This window comes from Stappia sp. 28M-7, from assembly GCF_014252955.1.
Classification (GTDB): Bacteria; Pseudomonadota; Alphaproteobacteria; order Rhizobiales; family Stappiaceae; genus Stappia.
The window spans coordinates 760,740-775,706 of record NZ_JACMIA010000001.1 but is presented as its reverse complement, the minus strand read 5'-3'; the positions used below and the strand labels follow the sequence as shown (position 1 = coordinate 775,706).

The following is a 14,967-nucleotide window of genomic DNA, read 5'->3' as shown; positions in this document are numbered from 1 at the left end:
CGAACGCGGCCGGCACGCGCGAAAGGACGGCACGATGAGACAGGGGCCGAGCTGGTTCAACGTCACCTCGTTGGTGCTGGGATTTTCCTTCCTGTACCTGCCGATCGTGCTGCTGGTGATTTACTCGTTCAACGACTCGCGGCTCGTCACCGTGTGGGGCGGCTTCTCGACGAGATGGTACGGCACGCTGCTCGGTAACCAGCAGCTCCTCGATGCCGCCTGGGTGACCGTGCGGGTCGCCTTCGCCTCGGCGACCATCGCCACGGTCCTGGGCACGCTGGCCGCGCTGGTGCTGGTGCGCTCGGGCCGGTTCGTCGGCCGAAGCCTGTTTTCCGGCATGGTCTACGCGCCGCTGGTGATGCCGGAGGTGATCCTGGGCCTCTCCCTGCTGCTGCTCTTCGTCGCCATCGACCAGGCCCGCGGCTTCTGGACGATCATGATCGCGCACACGACCTTTGCCATGTGCTACGTGGCTGTGGTGGTGCAATCGCGCCTTGCCGGCTTCGACCGGTCGCTGGAGGAAGCGGCGCAGGACCTGGGCTGCCCGCCGGCGCGCACCTTCTTCTCGATCACCCTGCCGATCATCCTGCCGGGCGTCGTCGCCGGCTGGATGCTGGCCTTCACCCTGTCGCTCGACGACCTGGTCATCGCCAGCTTCACCACCGGGCCGGAAGCCACGACCCTGCCGATGAAGATCTACTCGCAGGTGCGCCTCGGCGTGACGCCGGAGATCAACGCGGTCTGCACGATCCTGGTCGGTGTGGTGACGGTGGTGGTGGTCTGTACCTCGCTGCTGACCAAGCGGCGCGAGGTGCGGCGCGCACAGGACATGCGGCGGGCCGAAGCGCAGGGCTGACCTGGGATCAGAACGCCAGCCGTTTTCGCCGGTTAGGGCGCGCCGATGCCGGTCATGTCCGGCAGGAGGCTCGGCCGGGCGAGCGTGCCGCGCACCAGCACCGGGATGCCGCCGGAAGCCTGTCCCACTGCAGGATCGGGCACTGCTGTCGTTGGCGCGCCGGGCGCGGGATCGGCCTCGGCCGGACGCGGCAGCAGCCTGCCGCGCAGCGACAGCGACACATCGGCCAGCGACAGGCGCCCGGCGAGCCGCAAGAGATGCTTGCCCGACCAAACCTCGACATCGCTGAGGCGCATCTCCTGCCCTTCCATGCCGCCGCGTCCGGTCACGCGCTCGAGCACCAGCGAGGAGGCGGACGAGCCTGCCTCGCTTGCCGAGGCCGCGAGCCGGGCCAGCACCTCGCCGCCGGCCGGATAGGTGGCGTTTTCGAGCAGAAGATGGGCCTCGCCGCCGGCCGATCCCAGTATCGAGGCAAGGGTCTGCCCCTTGCCGGTGCGGCCGAGACGGAAGGTCAGCGCCCCCGACTGTGGCATCGTCACCACCTCGAGAGCAGGAAGCTGGCGCACGTCCAGCTTCTCGGCGATGGCGCTCGCCGCAAGGTCGAACGTGTCGCCGCCCGCCGGCTTCAGCCGGGCCGTCGCCTCCAGCGTGCCGCCGGCAACCGGCGTTTCGCTGAGGTCGAGCGACAGGTCGCCGTCGCGCAGCAACAGCGCGATGGCGCTCGGACCGCCCGACAGCGGGCCGGCAATGAAGCGGTTCGCCGACAGGCGCAGGTCGATATCGGCCGACTGCAGCAAGCCCGACAGGGACCGGTCGCGCAGGCTGTCGCCCTGGGGCGCCTCGTCCTCGACGCCGGCCAGGCTGCGCAGCTCGCCGAGATAGGCGGAAAGGTCGAACTGCTCGAAGGCGAGCGTTCCCTCCAGCCGCGGCCGCGTGGCGCCGAGCCCGAAACCGAGGCGGCCCTCGCCGACATTGCCGTCGAGCTCCAGACGCGCCGTGTCGAGCTCCAGGCGGGAGAAGTCGAGCGCGCCATCGCCGGTGATCCGCAAGGCGCCGAAGCTCGCCTCTCCGACCAGCGTCTTGCCGAAGCGGGCGACCAGCCCTCGCAAGTCGCTGGTATTGAAATCGAAATTTCCCTCGATCCGGGCCGCTTCCGGGTTGCGGACCGCCCCGCTCATGCGGAAGCCGGCAAGCGGCGAGACCACGGATACGGCCACCGGCCCGCTGGCCGTGCCGGTCAGGATGCCGCGATGTCCGAGAGTGATGCCGAATTCGACCGTCTGGTCGCCGGCCTCCACTGACCCGCGAAGGGTACCGCCCTCGCCCGAGGGGGCAAGACGGAAGGCGAAGGCTCCAAGGCGCGGCTTGTCGGACGCACCCCAGCTGATCGCATCGCCGGACACGGTGACCTGCGCCCCAAGAACCCGCGACAGATCACGGCCGAGGTCCGCAAGGGCGCCGTCCGCCGGATCGGCCCCGGCAAGGTGAAGCCGCGCGCCTTCCAGCTGGAAGGACGACAGACGCACCTCGCCCCAAAGGAGGCCGGCAGGATCTATCCCCGCAACCATGCGCTCGGCCGCCAGCGTCCAGCGGCCGCCCTGCCCTTGCCAGCGGACGCCGCCGAGCACCAGAGCGGGCCCTTGCGCGAGCGAAACGGCGGGCGTGCCGGCAAGGCGCAGCGTGCCGCCGAGCCGGGCCGCCAGGCTCGCCTCGACGCGTTCGCGCGAGACCTCGCGCGAGATCAGGAGATAGCCGGCGATGCCCGCCACCGCGACGAGGACAAGGGCTGCAAGGAGGATCGCCACCAGGCGCTTCATGACACAATCCGGCCAGCGCCATCCGGCGCATCGTCTTCAACGTGGGAGGCCGCGGCGCACCACGCCGCATCCTGCATCGGGATAGGAGTTCGCGGCACGCGGTTCAAGACGAAACCGCAGGAAATCCCGGGCCGAATGGATGGCGCTTGAGATCACCGGTGAGGGAAGGTATCACAGGGCGCCTGACGAAAGGTTCATGTTGGACGGGCGGCGCTCGCGCCCCTGCCCCGTCCGCAGGACCCGTTGCGAGGAGACGCTGATGCGAGGAGACGCCAGATGAATAAGGTATACCCCAACGCGGCCGCCGCGCTTGAGGGACTGACGTTTGACGGCATGACTGTGATGGCCGGCGGATTCGGTCTTTGCGGCATTCCGGAGAACCTGATCGCGGCGCTGCGCGACAGCGGTGCGAAGAACATCACGGCGATTTCCAACAATGCCGGTGTCGACGATTTCGGCCTTGGCCTGCTGCTGCAGACGCGCCAGATCAGCAAAATGATCTCCTCGTATGTCGGCGAGAATGCTACTTTCGAGCGTCAGTACCTCAACGGCGAGCTGGAGCTGGAGTTCAACCCGCAGGGCACCCTGGCCGAGCGCATCCGCGCCGGCGGCGCCGGCATTCCGGGCTTCTACACCAAGACCGGCGTCGGCACGCTGATCGCGGAAGGCAAGGAGCACAAGGACTTCAACGGCGAGACCTACATCCTGGAGACCGGACTGGTCGCCGATGTGTCGCTGGTGAAGGCCTGGAAGGCCGATCCGGAAGGCAACCTGATCTACCGGAAGACCGCCCGCAACTTCAATCCGATGATGGCGACCGCCGGCAAGACGACCCTTGTCGAGGTGGAAGAGATCGTCGGGCTCGGCGAACTCGATCCCGACACCATCCACACGCCCGGCATCTTCGTCGACCGCATCATTCTCGGCCAGCACGAGAAGCGGATCGAGAAGCGCACCACCCGCGCCGCCTGAGGACAAGGAGAAGAACAATGGCCTGGACTCGCGACGAAATGGCCCAGCGGGCCGCGCAGGAGCTGGAGGACGGCTTCTACGTCAATCTCGGCATCGGCATCCCGACGCTGGTCTCGAACTACATTCCCGAAGGCGTCCACGTCACGCTCCAGTCGGAGAACGGCATGCTCGGCATGGGCCCGTTCCCGACCGAGAACGAGGTGGATGCGGACCTGATCAACGCCGGCAAGCAGACGATCACCGAGCTGCCGCAGACGAGCTATTTCTCGTCCGCCGACAGCTTCGGCATGATCCGCGGCGGCCATATCGACCTGTCGATCCTGGGCGCCATGGAAGTGTCCGAGAAGGGCGATCTCGCCAACTGGATGATCCCTGGCAAGATGGTCAAGGGCATGGGCGGCGCCATGGACCTGGTCGCCGGCGTCAAGCGCGTAGTGGTGATCATGGACCACACGTCCAAGTCGGGCGACCCGAAGCTGCTGCCCGAGTGCACCCTGCCGCTGACCGGCGTCAACTGCGTGCACCGGATCATCACCAATCTGGGCGTCTTCGACGTGACCGAGGACGGCCTGGTGCTGGTGGAACTGGCCAAGGACGTGACCGCGGACGAGGTCAAGGCCAGCACCACGGCCAAGCTGACCATTCCGGCCTGATGAGCCGGTAGTGATCCGGCCCGATCGGCCGGATCATCTGCAAGACCAGCAAAGGCGGACGGGACCTCCCGTCCGCCTTTTTGTTTGGGCCGGGATGGCCGGCGGGCGATAAAGCGCGAGCCGTGCGAAGGCGCCGTGCAATTTCGAGAAAAGTTGCGCAGGATTTTGCAAAATCCCGTCTCAATAACCGCGGGATTTGCGTTTTTCCGCGCAAACACGACAATCTGCGGATGCAGCGCGAAGGCGCAGGCGCGGCGACTTATCCCCGGACACGGGCCGGAACGAAGGCCCTCCCGGTATCGGATGGCGGACGCAGCATCCCGCGCGCACTATCCCCGCCGTCGTCCCGTCTTATCCCCTCGCTGAGCCAAGCGCCGGATTTCAGACGAATTTCAGCCGAAGCAGCCGCCCGCATCATCGGCGGAAACGCGATTCGGTAAACGTTTCCTTCACCGATCCCGGACAATGGTCGTGGTCCCTGGGAGAGAGTTGGGGCGTGCGAGATGGGACAAGTTCTGCTTGTAGAGGATGCGTCATTCTTCGAGCGGGTCATTCGCCGTCAGTTGAGCGAGCTGCACGGGCTGGAGGTTGTTTCCGCGACGACACGAGCGGAGGCCGAGGCCCTGTTGGCGCGACCCGATTTCAAGCCGGTGGTGGCCCTGGTCGACCTGACCCTGCCGGACGCGCCCGACGGCGAGATCGTCGATGTGACGCTGAACGCGCAGCTGCCGACCATCGTGTTTTCCGGACGCTTCGACGAGAAGCTGCGGCACACGCTGCTGAACAAGGGCGTGGTCGACTACATCCTGAAGGACAGCCCGGCGAGCCTGACCTACCTGACGACGCTGGTGCAGCGCGTCCATGCCAACCGCCATATCGATGCGCTGGTGATCGACGACAGCCGGGTCGACACGGAAGTGATCGCCCGGCGCCTGTCGCTCTACCAGCTGCGGGTGCATACCGCGCCGGACCACAAGACCGCCATCGACCTGCTGGACACGTTCGAGAACCTGCGGCTGGTGGTGCTGGACTATGTGATGCCGCGGATCGACGGGTTCGAGGTGCTGCGGGCCGTGCGCGGGCGCTTCACCATGAACGAGCTGGCCGTGATCGGCCTTTCGGGCAAGGCCGGCCCCGAGGTGATCGCCCGCTTCCTGAAATCGGGCGCCAACGACTTCCTGCCGAAGTCCTGCACGCCTGAAGAGTTCATGCTGCGGATCTCGCAGAACCTCGACATGCTGGACCGGATCCAGACCCTGTCGGGCATGGCGCATGGCGACGCGCTGAGCGGGCTGTCGAACCGCCGCCACCTGTTTTCCGAGGGCAATGGCATGTTCGAGCGGACGCGCCGCGCCGGCGAGACTGTGACAGTGGCGGCTATCGACATCGATACATTCAAGTCCGTCAACGACCGGTTCGGCCACGAACAGGGCGACGAGCTGATCCGTCTGTTCGGCATGCTGCTGCGCGAGCACTGCCCGCAGCGCGCCTTCCCGGCGCGCCTGGGCGGCGACGAATTCTGCGTGCTGCTGCCCGGCGTCGAACCGGCCGACGGCGTCGCCTTCATCGACAAGGTGCGCAAGGGACTGGCCGAGCTGACCGGGCACGAGGGGCCGCTGCGCCTGCTCGGCAATGTGACGATCAGCGTCGGCCTGTCGAACGGCAACGAGGCGTCCCTGCAGGCGGCGATGCGGATCGCCGACATGCGGCTCTATGAGGCCAAGCACGGCGGACGCAACCGCACGGTCGCGTCCTGACCTCCTACTCTTGTTTCCGGAATAGCCGGCCGGCGGCTCAGCGGCCGCCGAGCGCCTTGTAGATGCGCTGGCCCGGACGACCCGTGACCGGCATCCCGAGCCGCGCCTCGGCCTTGCTGATGCCTTCGCGGGTCGCGGCCCCCACCCGCCCGTCGGCCTCGCCGATATCGTAGCCGGCGCGCAGCAGCAGCTTTTGCAGCTCCAGCCGCTCCTTGCGCGACAGGCCCGGATCGCTGGTCGGCCAGGCGACCTGGAACGGCCCGCCGCCGCGCAGCCGGTCGGCGAGATGCGAGATCGCCAGCGCGTAGCTTTCCGCGACATTGTAGGTGTAGATCGCATCGAAATTGCTGAAGACGAGGAAGGCAGGCCCTTCCGCGCCGGCGGGCAGCAGCAGGCCGGCCTTCGCCGCGCCGGTCAGATCGCCCCCGTCGAGATGGCGGATGCCGCGCTTGCCCCACTCGGTGACCGAGACCTTGGACTTGCGGCCCGAGGGACCGCGATAGCCGGCCGGCACCTTGACCTCATAACCCCAGGGCATGCCGGTGACCCAGCCGGCGTTCTTGAGATAGTTGGCGGTGGAGGCGAGCGCGTCCGGCACCGAGTTGACCAGATCCTTGCGCCCGTCCCGGTCGAAGTCGACCGCAAGACGGCGATAGGTGGAGGGCATGAACTGGGTCTGGCCGAAGGCACCGGCCCAGGAGCCCTGCAGGTCGGCAAGGCGCACGTCGCCGCGGTCGACGATCTTGAGGATTTCGATCAGCTCGGAGCGGAAATACTTCGCCCGCCGGCCGGAACAGCCGACATTGGCCAGCGCATGGGGAACGTGGAAGTCGCCGCGGAACTGGCCGAAATCGCTCTCCACGCCCCACACGGCGACGACGATGTGGCGGTCGATACCGTAGGTCTTCTCGACCTGCTCCAGCACGCGGGCATGACGGGACAGCATCTTGCGGCCGTCGGCGATGCGCTCGGCATCGACGAGGAAGGCGAGGTAGTCCCAGATCGGCGTCTTGTATTCCGGCTGGCTGGTGGAAAAGCGCACGGCCTTTTCGTCATAGGCGACATTGGCGAGCGCGGCGTCCACCGTGCGCTGGCTGACGCCGGCCTTCACGGCCTCGGCGCGCATCTGCGGCAGGCAGCTTTCCAGCGATGCGGCAGCGGGCGAAGCGCCGAGCGCCAGCGACAATGCCAGCAACGGGCCGGCAAGCGCCGGCACCGCGCCCCGCGCCTTTGCGGGCCCCGCCCGAGAGCGCCCCATTCCTGCAATCGACCCCAGCCCGATCCGCCGCATCCCGCGCTCCCACCGTCCGAAAAAGACGGCTTCGATGAGGCCGCGACATCTTGTCAGCAGGATGGCGGAGAGGTCAGACTTTCAGCGAAAGCTTGCCGAAATTTCCGCCGGTATAGAGCAGGTTCAGCACCTGCGGGAAGGCGTCCACCCCGCCCTCGCGCACGTCCTCGCGGAACTTCAGCCGCCCTTGCGAGACCCATTGCGACAGGTCGGCAAGGGCGACCGGGTTTTCGCGGATGAAGTCGAAGACGATGAAGCCCTGCATGCGCAGCCGCTGGGTCAGCAGAAACCGCAGGTTGGCGGGACCCGGCTGCGGCGTCGTCGCGTTGTAGGCCGAGATCAGGCCGCAGACGGCAATGCGCCCGAACGTGTTCATCTGCGCCAGCACCGTGTCGAGGATCTCGCCGCCGACATTCTCGAAATTGACGTCGATGCCCCCCGGACAGGCAGCGGCCAGATCCGCGGTAAGATTGCCGGCCTTGTAGTCGACCGCCGCGTCGAACCCGTCCTCCTCGACCAGCGCCCGGCACTTTTCAGGTCCACCGGCGATGCCGACCGCCCGGCAGCCCTTGATCCTGGCGATCTGGCCGACGATGGAGCCGACCGCGCCGGAGGCGGCGGAAACGACCACCGTATCGCCCTCCTTCGCCTCGGCAACCCGCAGCAGGCCGAAATAGGCGGTCAGGCCCGGCATGCCGAGGCCGCCGATCCAGCTTTGCAGCGGAGCGATCGAGGTGTCGGCGCGCTGCACGCCCTTGCCGTCCGACACGGCATGGGTCTGCACGCCGAACAGGCCGACGACGGCCTCGCCCTCCTGGAAGTCGGGATTGCGCGAGGCCTCCACGACACCGGCGGAAAAGGAGCGCATGACATCGCCGAGGCCAACGGGCGGCACGTAGGACTTGCCCTCATTGACCCAGCCGCGCATGGCCGGATCCAGCGAGACATGGCTGATGCGGACGCGGAACTCGCCCTCCCCCGGCTCCGGCAGCGGCTCGTCCCGGATCTCGAAGCAATCCGGCGTGACAAGGCCCGGGGCCGGGCGCTTGACCAGACGCACGACGCGGTTCATCGGCATGGCGGTCCCTTTTCGCGTGTTGGAGATACGATAGCGGCAAGGCTACGAGAAAAGCTCGGGCGCACGCAACATCAGGGCCTGAACCAGGATCAGCGTCTTGGCGTCGTGGAGGCTGCCCTCCTGCACCGCTTCGCCGAGGCGGGCGATGGGCCATTCCAGCACCTCGATCTCCTCGCCCTCCTCGGCAAGGCCGCCGCCGCTGGAGACGACATCGCCGGCGCCGTAGCGGGCAAGATAGAGACTGAGCCGTTCGGTGATGGCGCCGGGCGAGGGAAAGACGTCGGCGACGTGTTCCAGCTCGCCGACCTTGACGCCGACTTCCTCGGCGGCCTCGCGGCGGGCGGCCTCGTCGGCGACCTCGCCTTCGTCGATGTAACCGGCCGGCACTTCCTCTAGGTAACCGTCATGATCGCCGCGGGCGAAAAGCGGTACGCGGAGCTGGCGGGCGAGCAAGGCGACCCGCCGCACCGGATCATAGGGAAGAACGGCGACGACATCGCGCCGTGCCTGAAACTCTCTTGAAATCTCAATATTGCCGCCGGAGGCCAGCGGCTGTTCGACAACCATCTCTCGGTAGGTGCCGAAGCCCTCGTAGAGGCTGCGCTCCGAAATCACGCGCACAGCCTCTTCCCCATCCCGTTCGGCCGGGTCCTGCCTGTCTTCTTTTTGCATAAACTCTCCCGATGCGCCGCGACACGGCGTCACACTCATGTCAGCCACGGGCAAGCAGCGCAAGGGGGGCAAAAGTCGTCAGCCGACGAAGGCCCTTTCGATGACGAACTCGGCCGGGCGGTTGTTGGCCCCCTCGGTCAGGCCGGCAGCCTCGAGCAGCGCCTTGGTGTCCTTGAGCATCGCCATCGAGCCGCAGATCATCGCCCGGTCGGTTTCCGGATCGAGCGGCGGCACGCCGAGCGCGCGGAACAGGTCGCCATTCTCGATCAGGGTGGTGATGCGGCCGGTATGCTCGTGCGGCTCGCGGGTGGTCGAGGTGAACAGGCGCAGCTGGCTGGCCGCGAGCTCGCCGATCAGCGGGTCATCGCGGGTGGCGGCCACCGTCTGCTGCGAATAGGCGAGCTCCGCCACGAAGCGGCACGAGTGGGTGACGATCACCTCCTCGAACTTCTCGTAGGTCTCCGGATCGCGGATCAGGCTGGCGAAGGGCGCAAAGCCGGTGCCGGTGGAGAACATGTAGAGGCGCTTGCCGGAAACCAGCGCGTCGTTGACGAGCGTGCCGGTCGGCTTCTTCTTCATCAGGACCTTGTCGCCGACCTTGATCTTCTGCAGATGCTGGGTCAGCGGGCCGTCGGGAACCTTGATCGAGAAGAATTCCAGCTCCTCGTCCCAGGACGGAGAGGCGATGGAATAGGCGCGGAAGACCGGCTTGTCGCCGACCATCAGGCCGATCATCACGAACTCTCCCGAACGGAAGCGGAAGCTCGCAGGGCGCGTCATGCGGAAGCGGAACAGGTCGTCCGTGTAGTGCTGAACCTCGGTCACCGTCTCGGCGGTGGCGCCGGCGGGTACGGCGTCGGCGAGATCGCCGGCAAGATTGACCACATTCATGCGTTGCATCCTCACTACATGTCGAACAATACGTGTACCCGAATGTCCGGCGGCAGAATAGCCAAACGGCGCGCCGGCGACATCAGGAAAGCTGCGCACCTGCCGGGCGCCGGGCCCAGTAGCGCGCGCCAGCAGGCACCTCGCCTGCCCGTTCCGCAGGTTGGAGGTATAGTGGCACGTCGACGTCGTGGCCAGCCTCCAGCGCCCGGATCGTCGGCTCGTTGACGACCGAAAACGCATCGAACCCGACCCGCCGCATCAACGGGATCTGGTCGAGCAGCACGTCGCCGCTCGCCCGGACTTCGCCGGCAAAGCCGTAGCGCTGGCGCAGCAGGCGGGCGGTGGAGTAGCCGCGCCCGTCGGAAAACTTGGCGAAGTCCACCACCACCAGCTCCAGCGCGGCGAGATGGCCGGCAAGGCTTGCCGGATCGTCGCCCGCCTTGACCAGCGGCGCAAGCTTGACGCCCTGCGGCAGATCGGCCGCCGCCCCCAGGAAGCGGGCCAGCGGCACGACGAACGCGCCTTCCGCCGGAAGCTCCGCCTCGTCGTCCAGATGGGTCCACGTGTCGGCGACGAAGCCGCCGTTACGGTAAAGTCTTGCCGCCATGGTCAGATCCCGGCTCCCTGTTCGTTCTCCATCGGCAGGGCCAGATGAATGCCGCATTCGGTCTTGTCGCGCCCCCGCCAGCGGCCGGCGCGCGGGTCCTCGCCCTCTGCCACCGGGCTGGTGCAGGGCATGCAGCCGATGGACGGGTAGCCCCTGGCGACCAGCGGGTGGCTGGGCAGGTCCTGCGCCTGCGCATAGGCGCGCAGGTCCGACGGGTCCCAGTCGGCCAGCGGGTTGACCTTGATACGCTCGCCATCGACCTCGAAGACCGGGATGTTGGAGCGGGTGCTCGCCTGGAAGCGCTTGCGCCCGGAGATCCAGGCGTCGAAGCCCTTGAGCGCGCGCGCCAGCGGGCGGACCTTGCGGATCTCGCAGCAGGCGTCCGTATCGCTCATCCACAGCATGCCGGCCGGATCGACGGCCTCGAGATCCGCCGGATCGGGCGCAAGGGTGCGCACGTCCGAAAGGCCGAACTGCTCGACCAGGAGGTCGCGGTAGCGCAGCGTGTCGGGAAACAGCTTGCCGGTGTCGATGAACAGCACGGGGATCGTCCGGTCGACGCGCGAAACGAGGTGCAGGAGCACCGCCGCTTCCGCGCCGAAGGAGGACACCATCGCCAGCCGGTCGCCGAAGCGGCCGCGCGCGGCGGCGATCACCGCCTCCGCCGAGGCCGAGACGAACCGGTCGGCGAGCCAGGCCGCGTCGAGGGCCGGCGTCGGCAGGTCCTCGCGGACCGCATAGGCCTCACGCAGTGCCATAGAGCGCCTCCTTGAACGGTTGATCGCCGACACGGCGATAGGCGGCCAGGAAGTCTTCCTGCGGGGTTTCGCGCAGGCCGACATAGGTGTCGACGACCTTCTCGATCGCATCGACGACCTCGTCATACGAGAAGCCGCGACCGATGATCTCGCCGACCGAGGTGTTCTCGTCGGCCGAGCCGCCAAGGGTGATCTGGTAGTATTCCTCGCCCTTCTTCTCGACGCCGAGAATGCCGATATGGCCGACATGGTGATGGCCGCAGGCATTGATGCAGCCCGAGATCTTGATCTTGAGATCGCCGATCTCGCGCTGACGCTCGGGCGAGGCGAAACGCTCGGAAATGCGCTGCGCGACCGGGATCGAGCGGGCGGTGGCAAGGGCGCAATAGTCGAGCCCCGGGCAGGCAATGATGTCCGTCACCAGGCCCGCATTGGCCTCGCCCAGGCCCGCTGCGACCAGCGCGGCGTGGATCGCCGGGATGTCGCGGCGACGCACATGCGGCAGCACCAGGTTCTGCTCGTGGCTGACGCGGATCTCGTCATGGCCATAACGCTCTGCAAGGTCGGCGACGACCTCCATCTGTTCGGCCGTGGCATCGCCCGGCGCCTTGCCGATGGGCTTCAGCGAGATGGTGAGGCTGGCATAGCCGGGCGCGCGGTGCGGGTGGACGTTGCGCGCGGCAAAGGCCTCGAGCTGCGGATCCGCGGCGATGGCCGCGTCCAGCACCGCCTCGTCCCCGACCGCGACCTCGAAGGCCGGCGGCGCGAAATAGGCGGTGATGCGCTCGATCTCCGAGGCCGGCAGCGTCAGGACACCGTCGCGGATTTCGGCGAATTCCGCCTCGATATCGGCCTTGAGCTCCTCAAGGCCGGTCTCGTGGACCAGGATCTTGATACGGGCCTTGTACTTGTTGTCGCGGCGGCCGTAGCGGTTGTAGACGCGCAGGATCGCCTCGCTGTAGGCGAGCAGGTCCGCCTCGGGCAGGAACTCGCGCACCAGCCGGCCGACCATCGGGGTACGGCCAAGGCCGCCGCCGACGAAGACGCGGAAGCCTACATTGCCGTCAGCATCGCGCACCGCCTGCAGGCCGATATCGTGCACCTGCACCGCCGCGCGGTCGTGCGGGGCGCCGGTGACCGCGATCTTGAACTTGCGCGGCAGATACGAGAACTCCGGATGCAGCGAGGACCACTGGCGCAGGATCTCGGCATAGGGCCGCGGGTCGAGGATCTCGTCGGCGGCCGCACCCGAGAAATGGTCGGCCGTGACATTGCGGATGCAATTGCCCGAAGTCTGAATCGCGTGCATCTCGACTTCCGCCAGCTGCGACAGGATCTCGGGAATGTCCTTCAGCCGCGGCCAGTTGAACTGGATGTTCTGGCGCGTGGTGAAGTGGCCGTAGCCCCGATCATAGGTACGCGCGACATGGGCAAGGCGCCGCATCTGGCCGGCATTCAGCGTGCCGTAGGGGATGGCGATGCGCAGCATGTAGGCGTGGAGCTGCAGGTAGACGCCGTTCATCAGCCGCAGCGGCTTGAACTGCTCTTCCGTCAGGTCGCCGGCAAGGCGGCGCTGCACCTGGTCGCGGAACTGGTCCACGCGGGCGGACACGAAATGGGCGTCGAACTCGTCATAGCGGTACATGCTTGCAACTCCTGGAACGGCGGATCGCTTCGCGTCCGGGTTCTGGGTCCTTATCGGGTAACGTGTCGCGGCCGGATCAGGCCGCCGACACCTCGCGCCGGGCCTGCTTGCCGAGGTCCTGGCGCACGGTCGGCCCCTTGGCGCGGATCTTCTCGCGGAAGCGGACCGGCAGGATCTCGCCGTCCTGGCGCGTCAGATCGATGAGATAGGGCTCGACGATGAGCTGGGCCGCCTCGGCCTCAGCCCCTGCCGCTTCCGCCTCGGCGATAGCCTCGGGCGTTTCCAGCAGCCAGGCGCTGGCCAGGGTCTCCACCCACTGGCCGGAGCGGCCGAGCCACACCACTTCGCCATCGATCAGTCGGTTGGCTGTCAAAGCCTTCATGCAATCGCTCCTTCAGGGGGGCTATGCGGCGACCACGGCCCTTTCGGCCGGCACGACGCGCAGGGGCTGGCTGTTCGCGAGATCGGCATGGCCGACGGCCTCGCCGATGATGATGAGGGTCGGGCCGTCGATCTCGTGACGGTCCTCAAGCGCCGGCAGGTCGGCGAGCGTGCCGGCAAAGAAACGCTCGTTGCGCTGCGCCGCGTTCTCGACCACCGCAACGGGGATGGCGGGCGACAGCCCGGCCTCCAGCAGGCGGTCGGCGACGCGGACGGCGACCGTGCGGCCCATGTAGACGGCAACGGTCGCGCCCTGCAGCGCCAGCGCGCCCCAGGACGGCAGCGTCTCGCCGTCCCGGTCGTGGCCGGTGGCGAAGACGAGGTCGGAGGCAACGCCGCGCAGGGTGAGCGGAATGCGGGTGCTGGCGGCGGCGGCCAGGGCCGCGGTGACGCCGGGCACCACGTCATGGGCGATGCCGGCGGCGCGCAGGGCGGCGATCTCCTCGCCGGCGCGGCCGAAGACCAGCGGATCGCCCGCCTTCAGCCGCACGACGCGGCGGCCGTGCGAGGCCTCGCGCACCAGGATCGCGTTGATCTCGGCTTGCGAAACCGAGTGACGACCCTTGCGCTTGCCGACCGAAATGCGTTCCGCATCGCGCCGGCCCATGGCGACGACCGCCTCGGGCACCAGCGCGTCGTGCACGATGACGTCGGCCTCCTGCAGCAGGCGCTGTGCGCGAAGGGTCAAGAGGTCCTCGGCACCGGGGCCGGCGCCGACCAGCCAGACGAAGCCGGCTTCCTCGTTGCGGGTGTTGAGCAGGCGCTGCGCCTCGGCGCGCGCCGCATCCGGGCGCCCGGACTGCAGATGGGCAGCGACCGGGCCGGAGAAGAAGCGGGCCCAGAAGCGCCGACGCTCGACGCCGCTGGCGATGACCCGAACGACCGTGTCGCGGAAGCTCTCGGCAAGGCGGGCGAGATCACCGGTCTCGCGCGGCAGCATCGCCTCGATGCGCGCACGGATGTGGCGGGCCAGCACCGGGCCGACGCCGGTGGAGGTGATGGCGACGGCGACCGGCGCGCGGTTGACCAGCGCGCCGACATAGAAGTCGCAGATCTCCGGCCGATCGACCGCATTGGCCGGAAGCCCCAGCGCGCGTGCGGCCGCCACCACGGCGGTATCTTCCGCTTCGTCGCCGCTGGCGGCAAAGACGAGGACGGCACCCTCAAGGTGAGCGGGAGCGAAGGCTTCAGCGAGAATGGTGCCGCCGGCACGGGCTACGGCGTCCCGCAGGACGTCCTCGGCCTGCGGCGCAATGACGACGATATCGGCGAGCGTCTCGGCGAGGAGACGAACCTTGGCGGCTGCCTCGTCGCCGCCGCCCACGACGACGACGCGCTTGCCCTCGACCTTGTGAAAGGCCGGGAAGACAGCGAGCTTGCGATCCGATGCCTGTGCGTGGCGTGCCATCTGGCGCGATCTCCGGGCGGTCTGAAACAGCCCTAGAGATAAAGCCTCGGCCCCGCTTGCGCCGGGCATGGCATTTCAATCGAGGGAAGCGGCAGGGAAAAATCATGCTACGGATCGGGCT

At 67.8% G+C, this 14,967-nt stretch carries 14 protein-coding genes; 4 read left to right on the top strand and 10 right to left on the bottom strand.

Features of this window, described 5'->3' with window-relative positions; translation table 11 throughout:
• Window positions 1-34 precede the first annotated feature (34 nt).
• Window positions 35-856, top strand: coding sequence for an ABC transporter permease (locus H7H34_RS03550; RefSeq protein WP_120268564.1), 822 nt, complete (start codon window positions 35-37; stop codon window positions 854-856).
• Between the two features lie 32 nt (window positions 857-888).
• Here H7H34_RS03550 and H7H34_RS03545 read toward each other — a convergent pair whose 3' ends face one another.
• Window positions 889-2,673 carry an AsmA family protein gene (locus H7H34_RS03545; protein WP_185924279.1) on the bottom strand — a complete coding sequence of 595 codons (1,785 nt, stop codon included), beginning with the start codon at window positions 2,671-2,673 and terminating at the stop codon, window positions 889-891.
• 276 nt (window positions 2,674-2,949) lie between these two features.
• On the opposite strand from H7H34_RS03545, the gene H7H34_RS03540 reads away from it, so the two are divergent.
• The 3 genes from H7H34_RS03540 (at window position 2,950) to H7H34_RS03530 (ending at window position 6,055) form a co-directional block, all read left to right on the top strand.
• Window positions 2,950-3,645 carry a CoA transferase subunit A gene (locus tag H7H34_RS03540; RefSeq protein WP_120268562.1) on the top strand — a complete coding sequence of 232 codons (696 nt, stop codon included), beginning with the start codon at window positions 2,950-2,952 and terminating at the stop codon, window positions 3,643-3,645.
• 17 nt (window positions 3,646-3,662) lie between these two features.
• Window positions 3,663-4,298: a CoA transferase subunit B gene (locus tag H7H34_RS03535; protein ID WP_067340059.1), complete on the top strand. Its 636-nt coding sequence runs from the start codon at window positions 3,663-3,665 to the stop codon at window positions 4,296-4,298.
• Between the two features lie 503 nt (window positions 4,299-4,801).
• Window positions 4,802-6,055: a diguanylate cyclase gene (locus H7H34_RS03530; RefSeq protein WP_185924278.1), complete on the top strand. Its 1,254-nt coding sequence runs from the start codon at window positions 4,802-4,804 to the stop codon at window positions 6,053-6,055.
• A gap of 37 nt (window positions 6,056-6,092) precedes the next feature.
• On the opposite strand, the gene H7H34_RS03525 is transcribed toward H7H34_RS03530, so the two are convergent.
• From H7H34_RS03525 to cysG, 9 genes are all read right to left on the bottom strand, one after another.
• On the bottom strand, window positions 6,093-7,313 hold the full coding sequence (locus H7H34_RS03525; protein ID WP_185926422.1) for a lytic murein transglycosylase: 1,221 nt from the start codon (window positions 7,311-7,313) through the stop codon (window positions 6,093-6,095).
• Between the two features lie 106 nt (window positions 7,314-7,419).
• A complete protein-coding gene (locus H7H34_RS03520) occupies window positions 7,420-8,424 on the bottom strand; it encodes an NADP-dependent oxidoreductase (RefSeq protein WP_185924277.1) in 1,005 nt (334 codons plus the stop codon).
• Between the two features lie 42 nt (window positions 8,425-8,466).
• Window positions 8,467-9,096 carry an NUDIX domain-containing protein gene (locus H7H34_RS03515; RefSeq protein WP_120268558.1) on the bottom strand — a complete coding sequence of 210 codons (630 nt, stop codon included), beginning with the start codon at window positions 9,094-9,096 and terminating at the stop codon, window positions 8,467-8,469.
• Window positions 9,097-9,174: 78 nt separating this feature from the next.
• On the bottom strand, window positions 9,175-9,996 hold the full coding sequence (locus H7H34_RS03510) for a ferredoxin--NADP reductase (RefSeq protein ID WP_371811350.1): 822 nt from the start codon (window positions 9,994-9,996) through the stop codon (window positions 9,175-9,177).
• 73 nt (window positions 9,997-10,069) lie between these two features.
• Window positions 10,070-10,594 carry a DUF934 domain-containing protein gene (locus H7H34_RS03505; RefSeq protein ID WP_185924276.1) on the bottom strand — a complete coding sequence of 175 codons (525 nt, stop codon included), beginning with the start codon at window positions 10,592-10,594 and terminating at the stop codon, window positions 10,070-10,072.
• 2 nt (window positions 10,595-10,596) lie between these two features.
• Complete coding sequence (locus H7H34_RS03500; RefSeq protein WP_185924275.1) at window positions 10,597-11,352, bottom strand: phosphoadenylyl-sulfate reductase; 756 nt, start codon at window positions 11,350-11,352, stop codon at window positions 10,597-10,599.
• Window positions 11,339-12,997: a nitrite/sulfite reductase gene (locus H7H34_RS03495; RefSeq protein ID WP_185924274.1), complete on the bottom strand. Its 1,659-nt coding sequence runs from the start codon at window positions 12,995-12,997 to the stop codon at window positions 11,339-11,341. The genes H7H34_RS03500 and H7H34_RS03495 overlap by 14 nt, the downstream gene beginning before the upstream one ends.
• Window positions 12,998-13,073: 76 nt before the next feature.
• Window positions 13,074-13,379 (bottom strand): DUF2849 domain-containing protein, encoded by a 306-nt coding sequence (locus tag H7H34_RS03490; RefSeq protein ID WP_120268553.1) that lies wholly within the window; start codon window positions 13,377-13,379, stop codon window positions 13,074-13,076.
• 21 nt (window positions 13,380-13,400) lie between these two features.
• Window positions 13,401-14,846 carry a siroheme synthase CysG gene (gene cysG / locus H7H34_RS03485; protein WP_185924273.1) on the bottom strand — a complete coding sequence of 482 codons (1,446 nt, stop codon included), beginning with the start codon at window positions 14,844-14,846 and terminating at the stop codon, window positions 13,401-13,403.
• Between the last annotated feature and the right edge of the window lie 121 nt (window positions 14,847-14,967).

What these genes read in the sequence shown, in the direction of transcription:
- H7H34_RS03535 (WP_067340059.1), top strand. Translation starts at nt 3,663, where the DNA reads ATGGCCTGGACTCGCGACGAAATGGCCCAGCGGGCCGCGCAGGAGCTG.
- H7H34_RS03500 (WP_185924275.1), bottom strand. Translation starts at nt 11,352, where the DNA reads ATGGCACTGCGTGAGGCCTATGCGGTCCGCGAGGACCTGCCGACGCCG.
- H7H34_RS03545 (WP_185924279.1), bottom strand. Translation starts at nt 2,673, where the DNA reads ATGAAGCGCCTGGTGGCGATCCTCCTTGCAGCCCTTGTCCTCGTCGCG.
- H7H34_RS03510 (WP_371811350.1), bottom strand. Translation starts at nt 9,996, where the DNA reads ATGCAACGCATGAATGTGGTCAATCTTGCCGGCGATCTCGCCGACGCC.
- H7H34_RS03550 (WP_120268564.1), top strand. Translation starts at nt 35, where the DNA reads ATGAGACAGGGGCCGAGCTGGTTCAACGTCACCTCGTTGGTGCTGGGA.
- H7H34_RS03490 (WP_120268553.1), bottom strand. Translation starts at nt 13,379, where the DNA reads ATGAAGGCTTTGACAGCCAACCGACTGATCGATGGCGAAGTGGTGTGG.
- cysG (WP_185924273.1), bottom strand. Translation starts at nt 14,846, where the DNA reads ATGGCACGCCACGCACAGGCATCGGATCGCAAGCTCGCTGTCTTCCCG.
- H7H34_RS03495 (WP_185924274.1), bottom strand. Translation starts at nt 12,997, where the DNA reads ATGTACCGCTATGACGAGTTCGACGCCCATTTCGTGTCCGCCCGCGTG.
- H7H34_RS03525 (WP_185926422.1), bottom strand. Translation starts at nt 7,313, where the DNA reads ATGGGGCGCTCTCGGGCGGGGCCCGCAAAGGCGCGGGGCGCGGTGCCG.
- H7H34_RS03530 (WP_185924278.1), top strand. Translation starts at nt 4,802, where the DNA reads ATGGGACAAGTTCTGCTTGTAGAGGATGCGTCATTCTTCGAGCGGGTC.
- H7H34_RS03520 (WP_185924277.1), bottom strand. Translation starts at nt 8,424, where the DNA reads ATGCCGATGAACCGCGTCGTGCGTCTGGTCAAGCGCCCGGCCCCGGGC.
- H7H34_RS03540 (WP_120268562.1), top strand. Translation starts at nt 2,950, where the DNA reads ATGAATAAGGTATACCCCAACGCGGCCGCCGCGCTTGAGGGACTGACG.
- H7H34_RS03515 (WP_120268558.1), bottom strand. Translation starts at nt 9,096, where the DNA reads ATGCAAAAAGAAGACAGGCAGGACCCGGCCGAACGGGATGGGGAAGAG.
- H7H34_RS03505 (WP_185924276.1), bottom strand. Translation starts at nt 10,594, where the DNA reads ATGGCGGCAAGACTTTACCGTAACGGCGGCTTCGTCGCCGACACGTGG.